Genomic DNA, 23,436 nt, shown 5'->3' on the forward strand with positions numbered 1-23,436 from the left:
GTTAGCTCACCGAGGTCGGGCTCGCGACAGCCGGAGCGGGGGGCGGGGCCAGGTCGATTAGTTTCACGCCGGAGTAGCCCAGATCGGCCGCGACCGACACCATCTTCAGTGCCGCTGCAATAACCGGCGGCACGGAACCGGACGCCTCGACGAGCGCGTCAAGGAACTGCTCGTGGAACGCTCGGTTGTGCAGGAACTGCACGATCTTGGTCGCGACCTCGGCATCGTGCACGCCGTCAGCGGGGTCCGAGCCATAAGCCGCGAGCGCCTGCGCGGCGAGTCGGAGCGTCGCGAGGTCGAAGCCTGTCGTCAGCGCACGCTCAACGGCGGTCCCTGTTGGCAGGCGCACCGTGGCGTCGCAGGCGGTAACGATCTCGGCCAGGGCGCCGGCGGACGTTTTTGTCGGGTCGTGATCGATCAGTGCAACGACCCGGAAGCCCATGGACTTCGCCAGCTTGGCGACCCGGGGTATCTGGCTGGTCCCTCCCCCGGATCCGTTGTCGGCGGAGATGAGACGAATCCCGGCGGCCGACAGGGGCACCCCTAACGCCGAGGTGTGCCGGTCAGCCGCCATGTACGTCGTCAAGTCGTGCGGGCCCTCGACGATGACGACCGTCGTTGCGGTCAGCGCAGGAAGCAGTTGTGCGTGCAAGAGCCGGCGGACCGCGACCTCTTTCTTGTCGGATGGCTCCGGGATCTGGTGGTAAGTCCGGCCGGAAGGTCCTCGGGACAACCGGACAAGTTCTGCCGGGGCGAACGCGCGTGCAACCTCCGGCCGGCGGGTCGTCACCCACGCCTGCGCGGCCTGGGAACGGATCTTCATCGCCAGGTGCTCCGCGGTCGCACCATCCAGGACATCACCGAAATCGTCCCCGAGAACGATTGCTCCGGAAGTCGATGAGGCAAGCAGAAGGGCCTCTGCCGCCGCCATCACCGCCGACGTGGTTGACCCATGTTCCGAAAGAGAAATCAAACCGGCATTGTCCAACTTCAACGACGGCTGGACCGCACGCAGCAGCGCCGACAGCGAACCGTCCTCTGCCCGGAACCGCACATCATCCGAGGTCAGCGGCCCATCCGCTACGTGCTCGGCCACGCCACCAATCCCGAGCACCTCGTCCACTGTCTCGGCAATCACCGGCGCGGTCGACAGTGCATCTGCGGCCACCGCGACCGCATCCTCAAGAGCCCGAAACGCGTCCGCTGCCGCGTCAGGATCGCGAGCCACAACAAGCTGACGCAACTGGCCCTCCGCGCGCAGCTGCAGCGGCCGTTTCGCGTTTAGACCCACGACCGGGAGCGCGCGCCGCACGGCCGCCGGCACCCGGGCGAACTGCCCGGCTGCCGGGTTACTCCGGGCCGGGTAGAACACCACATGCTCGAGTAGGTCGGCCGCCGAGTCATACGTGACCCGGTAGGCCAGCCGAACACCGAGGGCCGCATCCGGTGCGGCGTCGCCGGACTCATCAATCTGGTCGGTCGAATCAAGAAGCTCCAGAGCACCCTCGCACAGCTGTTCCAGTTCCGGATCCAGACCAACCAGGGTCACCTCAACCTCGCCGTACATCGGCGCGGAAGCGCAGCTCAAGCTGGCCATGGTCCCGCCGGAGGATGGCGGCGGCTGGCGTCGGACATCGGCCTCCGACGGCTGGACACGGTTGTAGGCTGGATCGAGGAGGCGCGTCAGTGCAATGAGGATATCGCTGCGGCCGGCCCGGGGCACCCCGGCAAGCAGCACATGAGTGCCGGGCGTCAGGTCCAGCTCTGCCCAGCCACGGAAATTCGCCAGCCGCAGGTGCGAGATACGCACGAACCGTTTCCCCGTTCCTCGATGCCGGCCACAGGGTATGTCACCGCAATGTAATGATCCTATCGGTAGCGAACCTCTAAGTTGGAAACGCAGGTCTCGGTAGGATCAAGGTCCGTGCTGCCCGTCTCGTCCCCGCGACGGGACAGGCAGGGCGTCGATGGCATCGCCAAGGGCCGCAAGGCAAGCGACTTGCGCCATCTCACGCGCTGACTCCTGACCGAGCGCCTCTACCTTCGTGACAACGACATCATCGTGAACGAGCGATCCGGACAGCGGAGCTGATCGACCAAGCCGTGTAGCTGGCACCTCCCACCCGCATCACCAGCCGTCCTCCAAGGCGACAACTTCGTCCCGGTCGAATCGGCGACACCTCGCTACCGCGGCCGGCACGGACAATAGCCGCGGCTACCAGGCCGCGATGCCCCGGGCCTGGTAGGAAGTACGAGGTCCGTACCAGCACGTGCGGGCAGCCGAACGGGAGGGGCGCGATGTTGCACGTGCATCGAGCCGAACGTGCCGACACCCTCGCGACCGCCCTGGCCGGGGTGCTCGCCACCCCGCTCGCCGACCCGTTCTCGCCAGAAGTCATCGCTGTCCCGGCCCGGGGCGTCGAGCGCTGGTTGACCCAGCACCTGTCCGCTTACCTCGGCGGGAATGCCGGTGACGGCATCGCCGCTAACCTCGCCTTCCCCAGCCTCGCCGACCTCGCTGATTCCGTCATCGCCGCCGCCAGCGGCATGACCGCCGCCGAGGACCCGTGGGCTCCGGCACGACTGACCTGGACCACCCTCAACGCTATCGACAGCGCCATCGGCCAGCCCTGGTGCACCCAGCTGACCGCGCATCTGGACGAGCAGATCGAGGTACACCGCAGTGGCCGCCGCTACGCCACCGCTGCCTTGCTCACCAGCTTGTACCGCACATACGGCGCCGATCGACCTGCGATGCTGCGCGACTGGGCCGCCGGCAACGACACCAACGGCCTCGGGCAAACCCTGTCCGCCGATTTGGCCTGGCAGGCACAGTTGTGGCGCGAAATCCGTGACCAGATCGGCCCCAACCCGGCCGAACGGCTCCCCGACGTCCTCGCGCGTCTGACCGACCAGCCCGGCTTGAGCGACCTGCCCGACCGTATGTCGGTGTTCGGACCGACCCGCGTCAACACCAGTCAGCTCGAGGTTTTGAGCGCCCTCGCCGCCCACCGCGACGTCCACCTGTGGCTGCACCACCCCAGCCCTGCCCTTTGGGACGCCCTCACCACAACGCCGCCACCGGTCAACGCCGTCCGAGACCCAGCGCTACCGGACGCCGTCATCAACCCGCTTCTGGCCAGCCTCGGCCGCGACGTCCGCGAACTTCAACAACGGCTCCCCGCAGGCCGCACCGACATCCACCACCCGGCCCAGGCTCAGCCGCGCACCGTGCTCAGCGCGCTGCAGGGCACCATCCGTAGCAACACTCCGCGCCCGGCCAGCGCCCGTCCCGCCGACTCCAGCGTCCGCATCTACGCCTGTCACGGCCCTGCCCGCCAAGTCGAAGTGCTCCGAGAGGCGCTCCTGCACACCTTCACCGAACTGCCTGGCCTGCAACCCCGCGACGTCCTCATCATGTGCCCCGACATCGACACCTACGCGCCCCTCATCCAGGCCGCATTCGGCCGCACCGGCACCCACCCCGGCCACCAGCTCCGAGTGCGGCTAGCCGACCGCTCCCCGTCCGCGGCCAACCCGCTCTTCGACGTCGTCACCACCCTCCTGCAACTGGCCGGCGGACGCCTGCGAGCCAGCGAACTGCTCGACTTCGCAGCACTGCCACCCGTCGCCGCCCGCTTCGGCTTCACCCGCACCGACCTCACCGACCTGGCCGATTGGGCCCGAGGCAGCGGCATCCGCTGGGGCATCACCCACGCAGACCGCGCTCGGTTCGATCTGCCCGGCATCGCAGCCAACACAGCCACCGCAGGCCTCGACCGGCTCCTGCTTGGCGTCACTGCCGAAGACGGCACCCTGGCCACCCTCGGCAAGGTCCTACCGCTGCCCGACATCGACTCCAGCGACATCGACCTCACCGGCCGGTTCGCCGAATTCATGGACCGGACCCAGAGCCTCCTGGCCCGCTTCACCGGCGCACGGCCGGTCACCGAGTGGGCCGATATCCTGCGGGACGGGCTCGATCTGCTCATCCGCACCCGTACCCGGGACAGCTGGCAACGAGCCCAGCTTGACCGGGAACTCGGCGAGGCAACCGAACACGGCGCCGACACCGTCCTCCGACTGCCCGACATCCGCGCCTTGCTGGCAAGCCGGCTTGCGTCCCGCCCCACGCGGGCGAACTTCCGCACCGGTGAACTGACCGTCTCCACCCTCGTCCCAATGCGGTCCGTGCCGCACCGGGTCATCGCGCTGCTCGGGATGGACGACGAGGCGTTCCCACGGCAGACGCACTTCGACGGCGACGACATCCTGGCCCGCACACCATGCATCGGGGAACGAGACCCTCGCCACGAGGACCGGCAACTGCTGCTGGATGCTGTCATGGCAGCCACCGACCGGCTCGTCGTGACCTACAGCGGCGCGGACCCCGCCACCGGCCAACCACGGCCGCCGGCCGCTCCCATTGCCGACATCCTCGACGCCCTAGCCACCGTGACCGACACGTCGGTGGAGGACCGTCAACCGCTGCAGCCGTTCGACCCGCGCTCGTTCGCCGAGCCCGACCCGTTCTCCCACGACATCGACGCGCTCGCGGGGGCGCTCGCGCTGCAGGCACCCTCGGAACCGGTAGTGCTGCTTCCGGCCCCGTTGCCGCCGTCGCCCGTCACAGATCTGGTCGAGGTTGCGGAGCTAGCCGCGTTTCTGCGGAATCCGTACCGCGGCTTCCTGCGGCAGCGGCTAGGGATCACGGTCGATGACGATCCCGAGGCTCTGTCGGAGGAGATACCGGTCGAGATGTCAGGCCTGGACAGCTGGCAGGTCGGGACCCGGGTCGTGACCGGGCTGCTCGCCGGTTCCCAGCCATGGCAGGTGGCCGGTGCCGAAACGGCTCGCGGCGTGCTGCCGCCGGCCGAACTTGGACGCAAGGCCGGCAACGACGTGTACGCCCGGGCCGTACGGATCGCGAGCGCCGCGCAGACGTTTATGACTGGGCCGGCCAGCTTGATCGATGTAAACGTTGACCTCGGCGACGGGCGGCGACTGTCGGGCACGGTCACCGGCATCCACGACCGGACGATCGTTGTGCCGCTCTACGGACGGCTGCACGCCCAGCAGCGGGTCGAGGCATGGATACGGCTGCTCGCGGCCGCCAGGCAAGACCCCAGCGTGCCGTGGCGGGCGGTCACAATCGGCTGGGGCGGGTCGCAGGCCAACCCGGGGCCGTGGCGGTCCATCCTGACCGCACCAGAGGACCCGGCCCGACTTCTCGCGCAACTTGCCGCCCTGCGAGAACTGGGCCTGTCCGAACCGCTGCCGCTACCTGTCGCGTCCGCAGCCGCGTTCACCGAACGGGCCGCTACCGGATCCCGGCCCGAAGTCGCCCGCCGGGCTGCAGAACAGCAATGGCAGAGCACCTACGACGCACCCGGCGAAGCTGACGACCCAGCCTGCGTCTACCTGTACGGGCCGGACATGACGTTCGAGACGCTGTGGACCCAGCCCGCCACAGCATTCGAGGCTGGGTGGCGGGGCGCGGCCGTCGGCCGGTTCGCCGCCCTCGCGTTGCACGTGTGGGAGCCTCTGCTGGCGCACGAAACGATGGGCCCGGCATGAGTTTCACCGTGACCGACGCGCTGCCGGCCGGCACAAGCGTCATAGAAGCGTCCGCCGGCACCGGCAAGACCTACGCCGTCGTCGCTCTGGCCACCCGCGCCGTCGCACTCGGCGAGGTTAGCCCCGACCAACTGATGGTCGTCACGTTCACACAGGTCGCCACTCAGGAACTACGCGGACGAGTCCGGCACCGGTTCGCCCGCACCGCCGACGCCCTCACCGACCCGGCCATCGCCCGCAGCAGCGACGACGAGTTGACCCGTGCCCTGGCGATCGGCGACGACGCCGACCTCGCCGAACGCCGTGCCCGGCTGCTGCAGGCCCTGTCAGACTTCGACGCTGTCACCATCGCCACGACCCATTCATTTTGCCAGCGGATGCTGGACTCTCTCGGCATCGCCGGATACCGCGAGCAGTACCAGTTCCAAGAATCTGTGTCCGACGTCCTCGCAGATGTCGTCGACGACCTGTACCTGAACCGGTTCGCTGACCGGCCCATCGGCCCGTTTTCCCTCGCCGTGGCCCGCGACGTCGCCGCCGCCGCCACCGGCGAGCCCGGCGCCGCACTCGCCCCCACCGAACCGGCCCCGGGCACTGTCGCCTGCGACCTCGTTGAGTTTGCAGCCGCCGCCCGCACCGAACTTGCCCGCCGCAAAACACTGATGGGCCTACGCGACTACAACGACCTGCTCACACTGCTGTGGCAGTCGCTGTCTGACCCGCAAACCGGCGAGCAGGCATGCCAGCTCATCCGCGACCGGTACCGGCTCGTCCTCGTCGACGAATTCCAAGACACCGACCCAGTGCAATGGCAGATTCTGCGCCGCGCCTTCCACGGCCACGTCACCCTCGTCCTCGTCGGAGACCCTAAACAAGCGATCTATGCCTTCCGCGGCGCTGAAGTGCTGTCCTACCTCGATGCGGTGAGCGTCGCCGGCCACCCCCTCACCCTCGACACGAACCGGCGCAGCGACCCCGACATTCTGACCGCACTCGAGACTGTGTATGGCGGTGCCGCCCTCGGCCACCCTGACATTCTCGCCCGCCATGTAGACGCCGCCGCCGCCAGCAACCAGTTCTCCGGACCAGCGATGCGGGTCCGCTACCTCGACCGGGCCGGACCGTGGCCGGTCTCCGAGAGAACTGGTCTGCCGAACGTCCCCGGTGTCCGCGCTCGCGTCGCCCGCGACGTCGCCGACGACATCGCCACCCTGCTGAACTCCGGTGCCACCCTCGGCACCGGCACCGCCGCCCGCCCGGTTGGCCCAGGTGACATCGCTGTGCTCGTCCAGCGTCGCGCCACCCAAGCCCTCCCGGTCCGTGACGAACTCGCCGCCGCCGGCATCAGCACAGTCCTCGTCGGCGACGCTGGCGTGTACGCCACCTCCGCCGCCACCGCATGGCGGCACCTGCTCCGCGCCATGGAAGAACCACACCGGTCCAGCAAAGTTCGCCTCGCCGCACTCAGTCCCCTCCTCGGCGCCACCATGACCGGCCTCGCCCTCGATCCCGACGGGTGGACCGCCGCCCACGCCGATCAGATCTCCGGCTACACCAGGCTGTTCAGCGACGCGGGCATCGCCGCCGTCTACGAACAGCTCACTGCCGACACCGACCTGCAAGCGCGCCTGCTCGCACATGACAGCGGCGAACGTGACGTCACAGACCTGCGCCACATCGCCCAGCTGCTCCACCAGGCCGCCACCCGTCATAACCTCGGCCTGGCCGGCCTGACCGCCTGGCTCACCACCCGCATCAGTGACGCTTCCGCCGACACCAACCGCACCCGCACCCGGTTGCTCGACTCTGACTCCGACGCCGTCCGCATCCTCACCATCCACGGTGCCAAAGGGCTTGAATTCCCCATCGTGTATGTGCCATTCAGCTGGGACTTCGCGCAACGACCCACCGAAAACGTCTACCAACTGCACGAGGGCACCACCCGCATTCTCGACGTCGGCGGCGCCAGCGACCCCGGCCACCCCGCCCGAAAGAAAGCCGCTCGCGACGAAAACAGCGGCGAACAGCTCCGATCCCTCTACGTCGCGCTGACCCGCGCCCAGCATCAGCTCACCATCTGGTGGGCGCCCAGCGGCGTCACCGCGCACTCACCACTGCACCGGCTCCTGTTCGGCCGCACCGGCGGCAGCCTGACACCGGCCACCAGCCCGTCCATCCCGTCCGACAACGACATCTCTGCCGCGTTCGCCACCTGGGCCGCCCCCGCCGGCGACACCATTGTCACCGAACACGTCCCCGGAGTACCCGAGCCGCCACGACCCACATACACCCAGCCGGCCCAACCGGCACCGGCCCTCACAGCAGCCGTCTTTCAACGCCACCTCGACTACGTGTGGCGACGCACGTCCTACTCCGCACTCACCAGCTCCGCGCACACCGAACCCGGCGTCATCTCCGAACCAGACCAATACATCGTGACCGACGAGCCCGCCGGCCCCACCACACCGCCCCTCCCCAACGCCACAGCAGCCGACAGCGCCCAGCCAGGCACAATCCCGTCGCCGCTCAACGCGTTCATCTCCAGCGCCAGCTTCGGAACCCTCGTGCACACCATCCTCGAACACGTCGACACCAGCGCGCCTGACTTAGCCGCCGAAGTCACCCACCGCACGACGGTCGCCGCCGCGAGCCGGCTGGCCGGCCTGGACGTGCCCGCACTCGCCGCAGCGCTCACCGCCGTCCTGCACACCCCGCTCGGGCACGGCACCCTCGCCGGCATCACGCCGACCGACCGGCTCAGCGAACTGCAATTCGAACTGCCCCTCGGCGGTGGCGACACCCCCACCCACAGCCAAGCCAGCCTGCAGGACATAGCGCAAACCATCCGCACCTACCTCGGCCCAGCCGACCCGCTCGCGGCCTACCCTGACATCCTCGACGACATCGACGCGCCCCCGCTTCGCGGATTCCTCACCGGCAGCATCGACGCCGTCCTGCGACGCACCGGGCCGACCTTCGACATCGTCGACTACAAAACAAACGCGCTCGGCCCGCTGCCCGCCTCCGTGCAACGGTTCGACCAGGCCGCGATGGCCGCCGAAATGATCCGCGACCACTACCCGCTGCAGGCCCTCATGTACTCGGTCGCACTACACCGCTACCTCACCTGGCGGCTGCCCGGCTACAACCCGGACCAGCACCTGGGCGCCGTGCACTACCTGTTCGTGCGCGGCATGGCCGGCCCCGACACCCCGGCCGGCTGCGGCGTCTTCAGCTGGCATCCACCGGCCGGGCTCATCGCCGCCCTGTCGAACCAGCTGGCCGGCGCATGAGCAGCGATCTGCGCGTCATCCGCGACACCGGCGCTCTCGCCGAATTCCACGCCGCCGGCGTCCTCGACGCCGCCGACGTCCACGTCGCCCTACGCATCACACGCCTCGCTGCAGAACCGTCACCGTTCGTCCTGCTGGCAGCAGCGCTCACCGTGCGCGCCGCACGGCTCGGAGCGGTCTGCGTGCCCTTGGCCGACCTGGCCAATGTCACCACCGACCTCGACGGGGTCGACCTGACCGCCCTGCCGTGGCCCGACCCGGCCCACGTCGAAACGGCGTTACGGGCGAGCACCCTCCTCACCCCCGCCGACGGCTGCCTCGCGCCACTACGACTGGCCGACACCAGCGACGGGCCGCTGCTCTACCTCGACCGGTACTTCCGGCAGGAACTCACCATCCGCCGCGTTCTCACCGAACGCGCGGCGCGACCACTCCCCACCGTCGACGCTCGCGTCTTGGCCGACATCCTCAACCAGCTGTTCCACGACCCGGGTGACCCCGGCATGTCTGCGGCAGCACCGGACCGGCAACGCATTGCCACCGCCGTCGCTGCAACCGAATGGACAAGCTTTATCACCGGCGGGCCTGGCACGGGCAAAACCCACACCGTCGCCCGCATCCTCATCGCGCTGCACCGGCTGCACCGCGGCACACCCCGGGTCGCGCTCGCCGCGCCGACCGGCAAAGCCGCCGCGCGACTCACTGAAAGCATCAATACCGAGCTACCCGACGACATACCGGAGCTGGCCGCCGTTACCGTGCATCGCCTCCTCGGTTGGCGCCGCGGCGACCAAGGCCGCTACGCATATCACTCCCGCAACCGGCTGCCCTACGACATCCTCATTATCGACGAGACCTCCATGATGTCGCTCACCATGACCGCCCGCCTGCTCGACGCGACCACACCCCACACCAGGCTCGTGTTCCTTGGCGACCCGGACCAGCTCGCCTCCATTGACGCCGGCGCCGTCCTCGCTGACATCGTCGCCTCTAGCGTCCTGCCGCCAGCAGCCATCGGCGCCACTACAGAGCCAAGCCCAGCTGTAACCGCGGCCATACCAGCCGATCTCACCACGGCCACTAACGAGGACGACATCGCCCTCACCGACGCCGAGCGCGACCGCCTTGGCACCGGCCGCATCCGGCTCACCCGCGGCCGTCGCTACGGCGGCGCCATCGACAGTCTTGCCCGTGCCGTCCATGCCGGCGACACCACCGCAGTACTTGACATCCTCACCGCTGGAACCGCCGACGTGTCTTGGACCGACCTCAACGACCTCGAGGGTCTCCGCACTGACATCCACACCAGCGGACACGCTATGACGCAAGCCGCGCTCGCCGGCGACACCCATGCCGCTCTGAACGCCCTCGGCCAGCACCGACTGCTGTGTGCCCATCGCACCGGCTCGTCCGGCGTCAGCCGCTGGGACGGCCTCGTCCGCGACTGGGTCCACACCACCCCAGCACCCGACGACAGCCCTGAAGGCTGGTACGCCGGACAGCCGCTGCTCGTCACCGGCAATGATTACGACACTGGCGTTTACAACGGCGACACCGGCGTCATAATCCGTCAGAACAACGGCAGCCTCATCGCCGCATTCGAACGCGGCACCCAGCCCGTCCAGGTCCCCACCAGCCGCCTGAACGCCGTCGAAACCGCGTACGCCATGACCATCCACCGCGCCCAAGGTTCCCAATACCGGCGAGTATCGATCGTCCTCCCGCCACCAACATCGGCCCTGCTTAGCCGACAGTTGCTCTACACCGCCATCACCCGCGGCATCGAGCACGTCCGACTCCTCGGCACCCAGGAGTCCGTCGAAGCCGCGGTCGCCCGGCAAGTGCCGCGCGCCAGCGGCCTGCGCTCCACACTGCTCGGGGTCACCGGACCCACCTGACCCGCGGCGACACTGGCAGCCGCTCACGCCGGTAAGCCTCGCGCAAGCCGGGGTGCGGCAAATCGGCTTGCTGGGTTGCGGCAAGTCAGCCATGCCCAAGGAACGTGAGCACTGGTTCTGTCAGAGGGCTCGTGTACCTATGAAGTGACGGAAGGAGGTTAGTGCTATGGGCAAGCCGAGCAAGTCCGCATTGTCGAAGGCTGGGACGACGTTGTCGTCCCCGTCTTCGTCGAAGGGCTCGAAGTCGAAGGCTGGCAGCACCCTGGGTAAGGGCTGACGCCGACCTCGGGTGGGCTGCTCAGTGTCAATTTGGGCGGCCCACCCGATCCGCGGAAGGGATTAGCTCGGCGTGCCGGCGATGGGTGTCGGCGGCTCGAGTGAGCCGGGCTCTCCGGCCACATTGCCTGGACCGTGGGCGAACGCGCCGACGAAATTGGCCGGTCGCTTTACGAAGCACGCGCCAGCGACCGTAACTTCTTCACCTATCCTCCGACCGCTCCGAGACGACGCTCGGTTATCGGCTGGGAGTTGATGACTGGTGGGAACGGCTGCCCGGCTGAAGCAGCAGCAGTCCCGGCTCGATAACGGCATACAGCGGTTAGCTTCAGGGACGCCCACCAGCACGCGCGATTTTTCGCTAGTTGATCGACTCGTTGAGCAGAGATACCCAGCCGGGCGGCGAGCTGGCGGTGCGACATGCCGGGCACAGTCGCCAGCATCTCAGTGATGGCCGAATCGGCGATATGGTCAACGCTCGGCTGGTCTCGCTCTTGGTATCGACGACATCGAAATCATGGCGGTCGACCGTCATGACAATGGACCCATCCGCAGCCCCGCAGTGCACCACCGAAATGCCTGAACCCCGTTGCCTCGTGCCCGTGCCCGGGTCTCGCGCACGGCGTTGCCGGTACGAGCCCACCCGCCACAGCAACTGCTTGAACACCAGAGATGAATCGGGGCGAATCGGCACAGCGCTGCGTAGGGTGAGCGCCGGACCATGCCGAGCTAGCCCCAACACGAAGGCGCAGCATGCACATCGAATCCGTCACCCTAACGAACTTTCAATGCTTCGGACCGGAAGCCACCGTCATCAACTTGGAGCCCGAGGTGACCGCCCTCATCGGCTCGAACGGCACGGGGAAGACCGCCGCATGTCAGGCCCTGCTGCGGCTATTTGGCGTCACCGCCGAGGAACGCACCGTCCGCCTCAGGGACTTCCATATCGCCGCTTCGGCAACGGGCAGCGAGAGTGCCGAAGACAACACTGCGGGAGGTGACGACGAGGCCCCCGGGGGTGACGTCGAGGTCGCAGTCGACCCACAGATGACCACGGGCGAAGGCGCCGACAGCGACACGGCGAGCAGAACTGGACCCGAGCGGACACTCAGCATCGAGGTATTGCTCAGCTTTCCCGAACTCGACGATGACGACCCCGAGGACACCCGTGCAGTACCCGAGTTCTTCCACCGCATGGCAGCCGCCGAGGACGGCACCCTTAAATGCCGCATCCGCCTGGAGTCGCGCTGGCAGGACGACGGGACCATGGACGGCGCCATCGAGACAACGTGCTGGGTCATTCCGACCCTGGAACCCGTGTACGACGAGCAGCTACGCGTCAAGCTCCCGGCTAGCGAGCGCGGCCGCATCCAGGTGCTTTACGTCCCCGCATCCCGCGACGGGGCCCGCCACGTCACCGCGTTCCTCCGCGGCCGCCTCTGGCGCGCAGCCCACTGGTCACAAGAGCTGCGCGACCTCGTCACAACCAGCGCAGACGAGTTGCGCCAAGCCTTCCACGACGAACCGGCAACGACCGCCATCGAAACAGCTCTCACCACCCGGTGGGCCGAACTCCACGGAGCCGGCACCCACGCCACTCCCCGATTCCAGCCCGTCGACGCCGACATCACTGCATTGCTCCGCGGCGCCAAACTCGTCTTCGAACCGGACAACTCCACCACGCACCGGCCGGCTCAGTTGCTCAGCGACGGGCAACGGTCGCTGCTCCATCTGGCCCTCACCGCGGCCACCCTCGATCTGGAAGACGACATCGTGACCGGCAGTGCCGGCACGTTCGATGCGTTCTCTCTCCGGCTGCCGGTCTTGACCGTGCTGACGGTCGAGGAGCCGGAAAACAGCCTGTCGCCGTTCTACCTATCTCGGATCGTCAGCCAACTGCTCGACCTCGGCTCGGGCGAGCGGGCCCAGGCACTCCTGGCCAGTCACTCGCCCAGCGTCCTCAACCGCATCTACCCCGGCAATGTCCGCTACTTCCGACTGGACCCGACTACCGGTACCGGAACGGTCTGCCCCATCACACTGCCGACCGGCGATGCCGAGGCGAGCAAGTATGTCCGCGAAGCAGTCCGCGCCCACCCCGAACTGTACTTCGCCAAATTCGTCGTCCTCGGCGAAGGTGCAACTGAGAACCTCATCATCCCCCGGGTTGCGCAGGCCCGCGGCATCGAACTTGACCCGTCGTTCGTGGCCGTCGTGCCGCTCGGTGGCCGGCACACCAACCACTTCTGGCGGCTGCTCAACGACCTGCACATCCCGCACGCCACCCTGCTCGACCTCGACTTCGGCCGCATCGGGGCCGGCCCAGCCCGGCTCCGCAACGCCTGCCGGCTGCTCATCGACAACGGGATCGATGTGCTGTCCGGCCTCGCCGGCATCGGCAGCCCCGACGACGTAACCGATGACATGGACTACAACGACATGTTGACTGTCGTGAAGCACCTGCGGAAGTTCGGAGTATTTTTTGCCAGTCCTCTCGACCTCGACATGGCCATGCTGCGCCACTACCCGACGGCCTACAAGGCCTTGGATGCGCACGAGCGGGGGCCGGGTGACGGCGACGCGACCGACGCCGTCCTCGGCTCGGAATTCACTGAGGCGGCGGCCACCTATTGGATCCCTGAAGACGCGGAGGATCTGGAGAATCAACAAGCGTTGCTGCGCTGGTACCGGTATCTATTTCTCAACCGGTCCAAGCCCAGCACCCACCTGCGAGCGCTGAACAGACTCAGCAGGGCAGAACTGCGCCGTCCGCCACGGTTTCTGCGTGAACTCGTGGAGCACATCCGGATCGAGCTGGACCTATGACATCCCCCCAGCTCCCCTCACCGACCTTCAATTTCGTTACCAAGGCGGGGTGGGTACCTCTCGATGTCGACAAGATTGAACCAGCCGTGGACCAGGCCATCCGTGACCCTGGCAACGTCGCCGTCATCGCCGGCCCCGGTGCCGGCAAAACCGAATTCCTCGCCCAACGCGCCGCCTACCTTCTCCAAACCGGCCTGTGCCGCCCGCCTCAGCGCATCCTCGCCATCTCCTTCAAAAGAGATTCTGCCGCGAATCTGACCCGTCGCGTCAACGCTAGGCTTCCCGACTTCGGCGGCCGCCTGGTGTCCATGACGTTCGACTCGTTTACCAAAGGTCTCATCGGCCGGTTCCGGCCGGCGCTGCCGACGGCCTGGACGCTGCGCAGCGACTACACGATCAGCTTCCCGAAACCGCGTGCCGTCAGTGACTTCATCACCTGGCACGGTCAGAACGCACCTGCAGACCTACAGTCCCAGATTTACGCACTGGACTCGGACAAGTTCCTCACCGATATCGTCGGCACCTGGCGGCTGCCATCTGACACGCAAACCCCGCCGCACACTGCGGACGCCTACATGGCGTGGCGATGGTGGAAGGAGAACTACCGCGACGCGGACCCGCAGCTGCTCGAATTCACCATGATCAACCGACTCGCTGAGCTTCTCGTCCGAACCAGCCCATCCATTCGGCGGGCGCTGCAAATCACCTACCCATTCGTGTTCGTCGACGAGTTCCAGGACACCACAGCCGCCCAACTCGACTTTCTGCATGCAGTCTTCGGCGACAGCGCAACCATCACCGTTGTCGGCGACCGCAAGCAGCGCATCATGGGCTTCGCAGGCGCTTTGCCCAACGCCGTCGACCAGTACATGGCGCAGTTCGGCGCTACCCGGTACGACCCCCAGTGGAACTTCCGCTCCAGCGCGGCGCTCGTCCAACTACAGCAGATCATCGCCGGCCGGCTCGACTCCGACGTCGTGGAGCCGGTATCGAAAGCGCCCGTCGAGGAAGGGCATGTCGCAGCGAGCATCTGGAGCTACGGCAACGACAGCACCGAAGCTACTCATATCGCGCACTGGATCGCCACCGACATCGCCAGCAGTAACCGCACCGCGGCCGACTTCGCCGTCCTCGGACGGCAGAAGGTCAGCGACTGGGAGCAACGCCTGAGTCAAGAACTGGCCAGGTACGGCCTCCAGCTCCGAAACGACGACCGCAAGTACGGCCACTTCAGCCTGCAAGACATCCTCAAACATGACCTCACCCGCTACGTCTTCGGCACCCTGCAGATGGCAGCCCAGTCCCGAGGTCTCGGCGAGGTCTGGCTCGAGATCCTGGCCGTCTTCGGACGGATCCGCGGCATCGACGACAACGACGCCGAACTGCATTTGTCCAACGAGCTGTCAGACTTCGTGCGCGAACTACGGATCTGGCAGTCGCAGAACGCACCAGCGACGGCAGATGCGGCCGACGTCGTCGTCCGAGCGTTGGGACCGGCTGTCAGCGATGTGGACGCCTTCGTTCGATCGCAGCATCGCGGCGAGGACAACGCGACGCAGTTGCTGCAGTCGATTGCGGCACGCTTGGCGGAGGCGCTTCGCGGCGCGGTGACCTGGAGCGACGCGCTCGAGGCGGCCGAAGCTCGTGATGCAGTCAGCCTGCTGACCGTGCACCGCAGCAAAGGCTTGGAGTACCACACTGTGTTCTTCGTCGGCATGGACGACGACCGATGGTGGGCCCATGCCCGGGATCGTGATGAGAGTACTTCGACATTCTTCGTCGGCCTCTCCCGAGCTGCGCAACGCATAATTTTCACCACAACCGGCGCGGATTGGCGCCGCAGCGGGATCGCCGACCTCTACGCGATGCTCGCCGAAGCCGGAGCGCAAGAGACGCACTGGGCCTAATTGAGCCCCGTATGCACCGGCAACTTCATCAGCTCTGCTTGTCTGCCCTTGCGGCCGCCTGTCGGCGGGCGGCGCATTGAGGCTCCGTCACGCTAGAACTTGAAAGAGAACCCCTCCCCCTTCAACAGCCACCCGAAGCCCAGCGGACACCCGACTAGCGCACGACCAGCGCGGCCTCCGAACTCTGCATCAACCTCATCACGTTGCTGTGGAGTAAGCCGCATCGGCAGGAGCAGCAGGACCTGACCGGCTGCCGGCCGGCGAGGAACGGCAATGCTTCGACCCGAGCTCGGGATCCCCACCGCGTCGCACACCACCGAGTATCCCGATCCAACTCGGGCGTGGATGACAACCGAACAGCCTGCGCGAAGCTGCTCAAGCGTGCGCGGGACCAGTTCCTTCAACGTAACGGGATACCCAAACCGGCCCAATTCAAGAGATGTAGGGTCTTCTTCATCAAGATTCGATCTCATACGAGGAGCATCGGTACATGGGTTCGTCCGAGGACAGTATCGACGGCATGGCGCTCCTGCAGATCGTTGCCTGCGTGACAGCCCTGCAGGACCGACTGCCCGACTCGCTCAAGTACCGGCACGAGCTAACTGGACTAATTGCTGACCTAATGCCGTCGATCTCAACTACCGCCGGCACCTTCGAGGGGGCAGTTCGTGAGCACGGCGTCGAGCTCGACCGAGTTCTGCGCCCGAAGCCTGGCGAGTACGACTAGGCTCGACCCCTTTTGCGACGTGTACCTGGCGACTTCACTCGTGAGTTGAACCCTTCGCATGGGTGTGTCGCGCTGGTCACAGAACCCGTCGAAACGGCACTCACATCAACCGGCGGCCGCGCCGCCAAGGATGACGGCCTGCTGGATGCCACCGCCGATGAGCTCGGCGCATCCGTGCGGTGGGAGGACATTCATAAGGTCAAGCCGCTGGCACCACTGACGTGCCGGGCCTGCACGGCACCGATGACGGCCAGAGTGTCCTCCCGTGGGTTGCGGCACTTCGCCCACCGCGCGGCCGCATCGGACTGCCCCACGCTTGGTGAGACGATCCATCACCACCTGCTCAAGATCGAGGGGCGGCGCTGTCCCGGAGCCCTGTTCCGTATCGCGCTGGCCATTCTGGACGAGCAGTAGCACTGCCACGGAGCTGGGAAGCCGGTATAGCGGGGACGCGACCCTGGTCGCGGGCGCGTTAGTTGCGCTGGAGTGCGATTGCGCCGGACCCGCACGCTTTCAGCAGCGGTGGGCTGATGGCGCGCGCAAAGCCGAGCGTCACGGCGTATGGATGGTCGGTATTGGAGGTCTTGGCGATCTGGACGACGAGCACGTTTTGGGCCTGGGCCGAGGTATTGGTGGCGGCGATCGTGACTCGATCTCCGGCGCGCAGGCTTCCGTTCAGGGCAGCGGCCGCGCTGATCTGTACACCGGTGACGACAAGATGGCCCGTCTGCTGACCGGCGTCAGGACCGAGCGCGGACGCTGGAATTGGGGCATCCGGGGCGAGGTCGACGAGCGTGACCCGGTGCCCGTCTGGAAGAGATCTCAACGCTAGTGCGGGGATGCGGTTGTCCGGTATCCACGTCAAATGCAGGTCGTTACTGCCTAGGATGGTGAAAGCCGCTATCGGATGGGAGGCGGTCGGCACCTGTATCAGGCGTGGTCCGTGGTGCCAGCTGGTGGCGATGAAGCCGACGACAGCGGTGCAGCCCAGGAGAAACCACGCCAGGTAGGACAACCGGATACCCAACGCTCGTCTCGGTTGCGATGGTGGCGGGATACCGCTCATCGGCCGCGACGCCTTCCCTGCTGGTACCTACCTCAGACATCGGCCAGGGTAGGTGCGTGCGCTGGCAACGGTGGGCACCACGCCGTCAGTACAGCCGCTCCGGGTCGACGTCGATCCACGCCTTGGCGTACTGGGTGGTGCGGGCTTCGCCGAGGTAGAGGAAGTCGCACAGTTCCTTCCATGTCCGCATCTCCGTGGCGGGGTCAGTCGGGATAGGCCAGCGCAGCCGCATCAGCAACTCGTTGCGGAACAAGTCGAAACTTGCCCGCATCGCCTCGCCGTAGCCCTTAGCCGTTTCGATCGCGGCCGCGTACCCGACGTAGGACAGCACCGCACCTCCCACGAGCAAGGCCAGGAACAGCAGTGGGCCGTGACCGGTGACAGCAACGGTGACTGCGCCCAGGCAACCGAAGGTGACGAAGCCTGCGGCTGCGACAACGAGGAACTCTAGATTCGCGCGATAGTCCTCCATGTCGTCGCGGACACCTTGCGGAACGAGATGCCCCAGTCGCGTCCACAGCAGCAGGTAGTCCGCGCCGTAACGGTCGCTTGCGTAGTATTCGGCGGCTCGCAGGACGTTACCGAGCCGGGTCGGCAGCACCTGGTAGGGGTCCAGCGGGTACTCCGCGTAGAAGGCGATTCCAGCCTGGTCCATCGCCAGCCAGCGTTCACGGTGCGCGTTTGTTCCGAGGGCCGCCAAGGGCTTGAGCGGGCCGCGGAATTGATATCCCTCATAGACACGGATGACATTTCGCCACTGGTTGGACAGGAATCCTGCCGCAAACCAGGTGACGCCGAAGAATGCCGCCACGAGCAGCACCTTCGTCGCGCTGCTGGCCTGCGACCACGATGCGACGTCGTGGGCGAGGCGGCCGCGCGCCCACTCCAGCAGCCAGGCATAGCCGCCGAAGAACAACCCGACGGGGACGAGTGCGTTGAGAAGGAATCGACGTTCCAGGACGCTAGCGATGCGATCCAGCATCTGGACTCAAGTCGTTTCGGTCACGTCGTGGGTCCCCGGCGGGTCGTCGGGTTCCGACTTCATGCAGCTTCTCTTCTGCACCGAAGTCCACGCCTCGCCGCAGCTGCATATCCACTTCCTCACGGGACGCTTTTGGGGATCACCTGGATGCATTTCGACATGCGGAGTCATCCATGGCCTCCCTTCACGCGTTTTGTCGAGGGTCCAGGTTCATAGTCTGCCCGCGGTCAATCCGAGTCAAGGCATTCCCGCAGCGCAGTTGTCGTACCCCCGTGCTGTACTGCGCGCAGGAACAGCGGCACCGGGCCGCTGGCAAGGAGAACGGAAAATACCCATGTCAGAAGTGAACAAGCGCATCGTGCAGCGACGCCCTGACGGCAAGACCGAGGTTCGTGAGCCTGGAGCCAGCCGCGCCAGCGCAATCGTCGACACGCAAGCCGAGGGCATCGGGCGCGCCCGCGAGATCCTCGGCAACGACGGCGGCGGCGAACTGCTCGTTCGTGGCTTGAACGGCGAGATCCGGTCGCAGGACACGATCAAGCCCGGCAACGATCCTCGCTCCAGCAAGGGTTGAGCGCCAGCACAGCCGCGGTGGGCCCGGAGAGGCTACCCGGCGGAGGTCGGCTGCCGCAGAATGGGGCAGCCGACCTCGCAAGCGACACAGACCGGCCACATCAACGCCGCCGTTGCTAGCCAGCGGGGACTTCTACGTCGCCTGACAAGGACCCCGACGCCACGGTGACGGTCGAGCAGCGGGGCTCTTCGACGCTGCTGGCTGCCGACCGTTCGGCGATGACCGACCCGGGTGCGCTCGGCCGGTTCGCGGCCGTCTCGTACGAGAGCATCCACACGTGCGCTGTCAGCGCCGGACAGTCTCGAAGTACGTGCCATCGGTGGCCAGCGACAAGCGGAAGCCGAGAACGGTCATGTCGTCGGACACGATCGCTCCGGGGTGCGGCGCAAACCTGTGGATCGGCTTCGCCCGTTTCACGCGGGCGCTGGTGACGTACAGACTAGGGGTACCGCTGAATGGATGCAGTCCGAGCCAGAACGGTTCCGCCTCGGCGACGTCGCAGTTGACGCGATCGAAGGCCGGGCCGTCGCGCTGCACGTGGGCGTAAAAGTCGACGCGGAGCTTCCACCTGTTGCGGCCGCCACCGCGGGTCTGCAGCTGCACAGCGTCCCAAAGCCTGCCTCGACTCCCGCTCCCGTCGGCAGACGCCCCAGCGGCACCCAGCCCGCAGTGCCCTCGAAGCCGTGTTCGGCCACACCGGGCCAAGTCCCGTCACCAAAACAGGCGAACAGATCACCACGCGAACTCATGCCAGCCAGGCTATCGGCCAGCTCCCGGCACCCGAGCCGCTGGTCCAGACGGACTTGTCCAACCCTGCGCAACTCAAACATCGGGCGGCCGTTCCACACCTCAACCTGATCACGCCCACAGGCCACATCTGCCCCTGTCGATCAACTTGCGCGGCGCGGCTTCATCACCGGGCCGGCGGTCGCAAGCGGTCAATCCGATCAATGAGGCGCGAACTGTCGGTCTGTAGATCTACCGTGTCGTGCACGGACTGTGACCGAAAATCGCACGACCGCAGGAGGTTGGGCGGGCAGCCGATGGGAGGACTAGTGGGTCGGCCGCATGGTGAGCCGGGCAGCGCCCCGAGCGCTTCTGTGCTGCCCACTACAAGCGCGTTGCCCCAGCAGGATGCGCTCGCGAACCGGTCCGACAGCACCGCCGCCCCCCGGCCAACCTCCGACTCCGGTGGAGGTGCCGCCGCGACGGCCGGTGCCACTCAACCAGCAGATTCGCGCCGGGTCGTCGGCTATTTGCTGTGGCCCGAGGCCGACGACTACATCGCCATCATGGACGTGCTCGAAGCATCAGTCACCGATCTGTCCGGCGCCGACATAGCCGCCTCGCTCGCCGCCGCCGGGCGAGAGCTGGACGTGCGGACGGTCGAGTCGCGGTTGGACATGCTCACTGAGGCGGGAGCAGTCTCGGCACGCTCGGACACCTCCCGCGCGCGCCGCTACGTCGAGCTGCTCGCGCGCAACTGGCGCTACACCGCCAGCCCCACTGGCCGCCAGGTACATCGCTTCTGGCGCACCGTGCTCGCCGGCACGCCCACCATGCGCGAGATTCCGATCGCATCGCTGAACCGCGTCGTCACCAACTTGGAGACCCTCGCCGCGTCGCTGGGCGCCGGACCGGCGGATTTGGCCCGAGTCGACGCGGCCTGCGTGGACGCCGCCGGGATCGCATTCACCAGCCACGACGATCTGGACACGGCACTGGTCGGCGCCGAAGACGCATTGACCGGCCTCGCCGATCGGTTCGACCTCGACGATGAGGCCACAGCCGAACTCAAAGGCCTACTGGTGGATTACGCCAGCCGAGTCGCGACCGAACTCGACACCGGCTCCGCCCGCGCCGCCAGCGCACTGCGCACGCTTTCTGCGTGGTTTCCTGCTCTGGCGGACGCGGCTGTGTCCGCGTCGCAAGCCCGTGAGCTGATCGTCGCCGGCACCCTGAGCGCCTCCCGCGGCGGGCGAGTGGAGGACTGGGAGGGATTGGTCGACTGGTTCGACCCGAGCACCGGCCGCGCGGCACGGTTCGCGCTCCGGCTGGTACGGACCCTGCCAAGCATGCATGCGAACTTGCGCCGGCTGCACTCTTCGGCGCGCACCGCATCCAGCCGCAGCCGCGCGCTGTCACTCGCGCGGGCGGTGCTCACCCCGGACATCGGCGTGCAGGTCTTCCAAGCTGCCGTCGGCGATCACAGCTGGCGCAAGCTGTACGGCGAGGCCGATGAGGACGACGCCGGGCGCAACCCGTCCTGGCGCGGCGGCCCGCAGGTGCCGGTCCCGACGCTGCTGCGAACCCAAGGCCGGTCCGGCCCACGCGGGCGCGGAGCGGCACCACGTGATGACGCCGGCACCCGCGCAGAGGTCGCTGCTGCTCGCGCCCGCCGCGAAGCCGCGCACAGCGCCGCCGTCGCGGCAGTGCTCGCCTGGTCACCCGGTCAGCAGCTGCCTGAACCGGCCGCCCGCGCCGCGCTGGCCGCGCTGATGACCGCGGCCCGCGCGGGCGTCTCCGGCCCGCGCCGGACCGGCGCCGCCGGCGGGCTCGCGTGCACCCTGATCCACACCGGAACCGGCATCGGCGCGATCCGTGCGCCAACGTGGTCGGTGCTGCTGCCGGGGCGGATCCCGCTGTTCCATCGCCTGGGCCAACGCCCGGCACCACAGGCGCTAGCAGTCCTGTCCGACCTCACGCCGGTTGCCGACCCTGGCGGCCGCGTCGCAATCACCTGGAACCACCAGCCAGGGCCGACCACCGTTAGCGCCGGCGATAGCCAGGAGGGGGCAGCGTGAGCACGCCAGCGCCGGACGCGGCCGCTGCCAGCGAACGTTACGCGGCGGTGCCCGAGCCGCGCCGGCGCAAGGCGTGGCGGCCCGAGGCGGATGACGAAGTCGCGGCGCTGCTTCGCCGCCTAGCGGCTACACCATGGCTGGCCGGCGGCCGTAACGACGAGGCGATCGTCGCGGTGCGCCGCAACGAGAGCGCGCTGCGTTCGGCGCTAGCCCGCATGGGGTGGTTGCTGGTCGTCGAACGTGACTTGGTCCGGCTTCGCAAGAGCCCGCCGCCCCGACCGGACGTCTGGGCAGCCCGGGGCCCCAAACCGGCCGAGGCATGCTGGTTCTTCCTTCTGGTCGCCGCGGCTGAATCGATGCCACCGCGCGTCGGCATCGGCCAGCTCGTCACCGCTGCCCGCTCGGCCGCCGCCGAAGCAGGCGTGCCGGCAATCAACGACATCGGCGAACGGCGCGCGATCGTCGCCGCGCTGCGCATGCTCGATGAGCGCGGCATCGTCGAACGCCTCGATGGCGACCTCGACGGGTACCTGGCCGACGAGCACGCCCCGGTACTGCTCGCGGTGCACCACACGCGCCTGGCGCATGTGGTCGCCAACCCCGGCACGATCGATCCCGCGGTCGACCCGCACGCCTGGCTGGCACAGGTTCACCGTGAACCGGACACCGCCCGGCGCATGCGACGAACGCTCATCGACGATACCTGCGTGCACGCCGCAGACCTCGACGACGCTGAAGCGGCCTGGCTCAGCCAGCGCGTACGCGGTGACGACGGCGCCCCGCTGGCCGCGGCGTTCGGGCTCACCCTGGAGCGCCGCGCCGAAGGCGCCGCATTCGTCGTGCCGGAGCAGGGGTACCGGCATTTCCGCGAACTGGGCCCGGTCCCTTTCCCGGTCCCGGGCACCGTCGCCCACGCGGCACTGCTGCTGGTCGAGCACGCCTCGATTCACGGGTGCACCACGGGCCCCGGACCGGGCTGGCGTGGGCTGTCCGGGCAGGACGTGCGCACCGCGCTCGCCACGTTCGCCGCCGACAACATCAGTGGCAGGGGCGGCTGGGGCGCCGAATACGCCGCCGACCCAGCGCTGCTGGCCGACCGCGTCGCGGATCTGCTCACCGGCGCCAACCTTGCCCGCATCACCGCAGCGCACAGCTCGCGAACCGTCACCGACGCAGCCGCTCTGACCGCAGACATCGGAAGTCCCGACCCGGAGCACGGTAGCGAGATCATGTGGTGGTTCGCGCCGGTGACCGGCCGCTGGTCCGAGGAAGGCACCGCGACACCAGTGGCGGGCCGGCACCGCGCCCGCCGTGAGGCAGGCTCGCGAGCACAGGCCGGAGCGGGCTCGCCGTCGGTGTCGTCGCAGGGCACCGCTGCGGGCGAGGACCTGTTCAGCACCATCGCCGAGACCGACGCTGGCACCGCGAGTTGGACGCCGTCAGCAGAAGGGCCGCCTGCGTGAGCGACATGCTCGATCTCGACTTCACCCTCGAGCTGCCCGCGCC

General features: G+C 67.6%; 14 protein-coding genes. 10 read left to right on the top strand and 4 right to left on the bottom strand.

Translation table 11 applies throughout. The annotated features are described in order from the left end of the window. Position 1: 1 nt before the first annotated feature. The gene (locus VGB75_06135; protein ID HEY0166605.1) at positions 2-1,810 is read right to left on the bottom strand and encodes a TOPRIM nucleotidyl transferase/hydrolase domain-containing protein; all 1,809 of its coding nucleotides are present in this window, start codon (positions 1,808-1,810) and stop codon (positions 2-4) included. A gap of 488 nt (positions 1,811-2,298) precedes the next feature. Here VGB75_06135 and recC point away from each other — a divergent pair, with 488 nt between their 5' ends. From recC to VGB75_06170, 7 genes are all read left to right on the top strand, one after another. After that, positions 2,299-5,577, top strand: a complete 3,279-nt coding sequence (recC, locus tag VGB75_06140) for an exodeoxyribonuclease V subunit gamma (protein ID HEY0166606.1) — start codon at positions 2,299-2,301, stop codon at positions 5,575-5,577. Further along, on the top strand, positions 5,574-8,870 hold the full coding sequence (locus VGB75_06145) for a UvrD-helicase domain-containing protein (GenBank protein ID HEY0166607.1): 3,297 nt from the start codon (positions 5,574-5,576) through the stop codon (positions 8,868-8,870). Before recC ends, VGB75_06145 begins: the two co-directional genes overlap by 4 nt. Then, positions 8,867-10,768 (top strand): exodeoxyribonuclease V subunit alpha, encoded by a 1,902-nt coding sequence (gene recD, locus VGB75_06150; protein HEY0166608.1) that lies wholly within the window; start codon positions 8,867-8,869, stop codon positions 10,766-10,768. Before VGB75_06145 ends, recD begins: the two co-directional genes overlap by 4 nt. A 1,029-nt stretch (positions 10,769-11,797) precedes the next feature. Continuing rightward, complete coding sequence (locus VGB75_06155; GenBank protein HEY0166609.1) at positions 11,798-13,870, top strand: AAA family ATPase; 2,073 nt, start codon at positions 11,798-11,800, stop codon at positions 13,868-13,870. Further along, the gene (locus tag VGB75_06160) at positions 13,867-15,777 is read left to right on the top strand and encodes an ATP-dependent helicase (GenBank protein HEY0166610.1); all 1,911 of its coding nucleotides are present in this window, start codon (positions 13,867-13,869) and stop codon (positions 15,775-15,777) included. Before VGB75_06155 ends, VGB75_06160 begins: the two co-directional genes overlap by 4 nt. Before the next feature lie 490 nt (positions 15,778-16,267). Continuing rightward, the gene (locus VGB75_06165) at positions 16,268-16,504 is read left to right on the top strand and encodes a hypothetical protein (GenBank protein ID HEY0166611.1); all 237 of its coding nucleotides are present in this window, start codon (positions 16,268-16,270) and stop codon (positions 16,502-16,504) included. Between the two features lie 45 nt (positions 16,505-16,549). Then, positions 16,550-16,918, top strand: coding sequence for a hypothetical protein (locus VGB75_06170; GenBank protein ID HEY0166612.1), 369 nt, complete (start codon positions 16,550-16,552; stop codon positions 16,916-16,918). A 58-nt stretch (positions 16,919-16,976) separates the two neighbouring features. Here VGB75_06170 and VGB75_06175 read toward each other — a convergent pair whose 3' ends face one another. Together VGB75_06175 and VGB75_06180 are read right to left on the bottom strand one after the other, a co-directional pair. Continuing rightward, entirely contained in the window at positions 16,977-17,570 is a 594-nt protein-coding gene (locus VGB75_06175; GenBank protein ID HEY0166613.1) for a hypothetical protein, read from the bottom strand. Positions 17,571-17,655: 85 nt separating this feature from the next. Continuing rightward, positions 17,656-18,552, bottom strand: a complete 897-nt coding sequence (locus VGB75_06180) for a hypothetical protein (GenBank protein ID HEY0166614.1) — start codon at positions 18,550-18,552, stop codon at positions 17,656-17,658. Positions 18,553-18,886: 334 nt separating this feature from the next. Between VGB75_06180 and VGB75_06185 the strand changes: the two genes are divergently transcribed. Beyond that, positions 18,887-19,126, top strand: a complete 240-nt coding sequence (locus VGB75_06185; protein HEY0166615.1) for a DUF2188 domain-containing protein — start codon at positions 18,887-18,889, stop codon at positions 19,124-19,126. 285 nt (positions 19,127-19,411) lie between these two features. Here VGB75_06185 and VGB75_06190 read toward each other — a convergent pair whose 3' ends face one another. Next, entirely contained in the window at positions 19,412-19,729 is a 318-nt protein-coding gene (locus tag VGB75_06190; GenBank protein HEY0166616.1) for a hypothetical protein, read from the bottom strand. Between the two features lie 518 nt (positions 19,730-20,247). Here VGB75_06190 and VGB75_06195 point away from each other — a divergent pair. Continuing rightward, the gene (locus VGB75_06195; GenBank protein ID HEY0166617.1) at positions 20,248-21,930 is read left to right on the top strand and encodes a DUF2397 family protein; all 1,683 of its coding nucleotides are present in this window, start codon (positions 20,248-20,250) and stop codon (positions 21,928-21,930) included. Between the two features lie 47 nt (positions 21,931-21,977). Beyond that, entirely contained in the window at positions 21,978-23,393 is a 1,416-nt protein-coding gene (locus VGB75_06200) for a DUF2398 family protein (GenBank protein ID HEY0166618.1), read from the top strand. Positions 23,394-23,436 lie beyond the last annotated feature (43 nt).

This window comes from Jatrophihabitans sp. (assembly GCA_036399055.1).
Taxonomy (GTDB): Bacteria; Actinomycetota; Actinomycetes; order Mycobacteriales; family Jatrophihabitantaceae; genus Jatrophihabitans_A.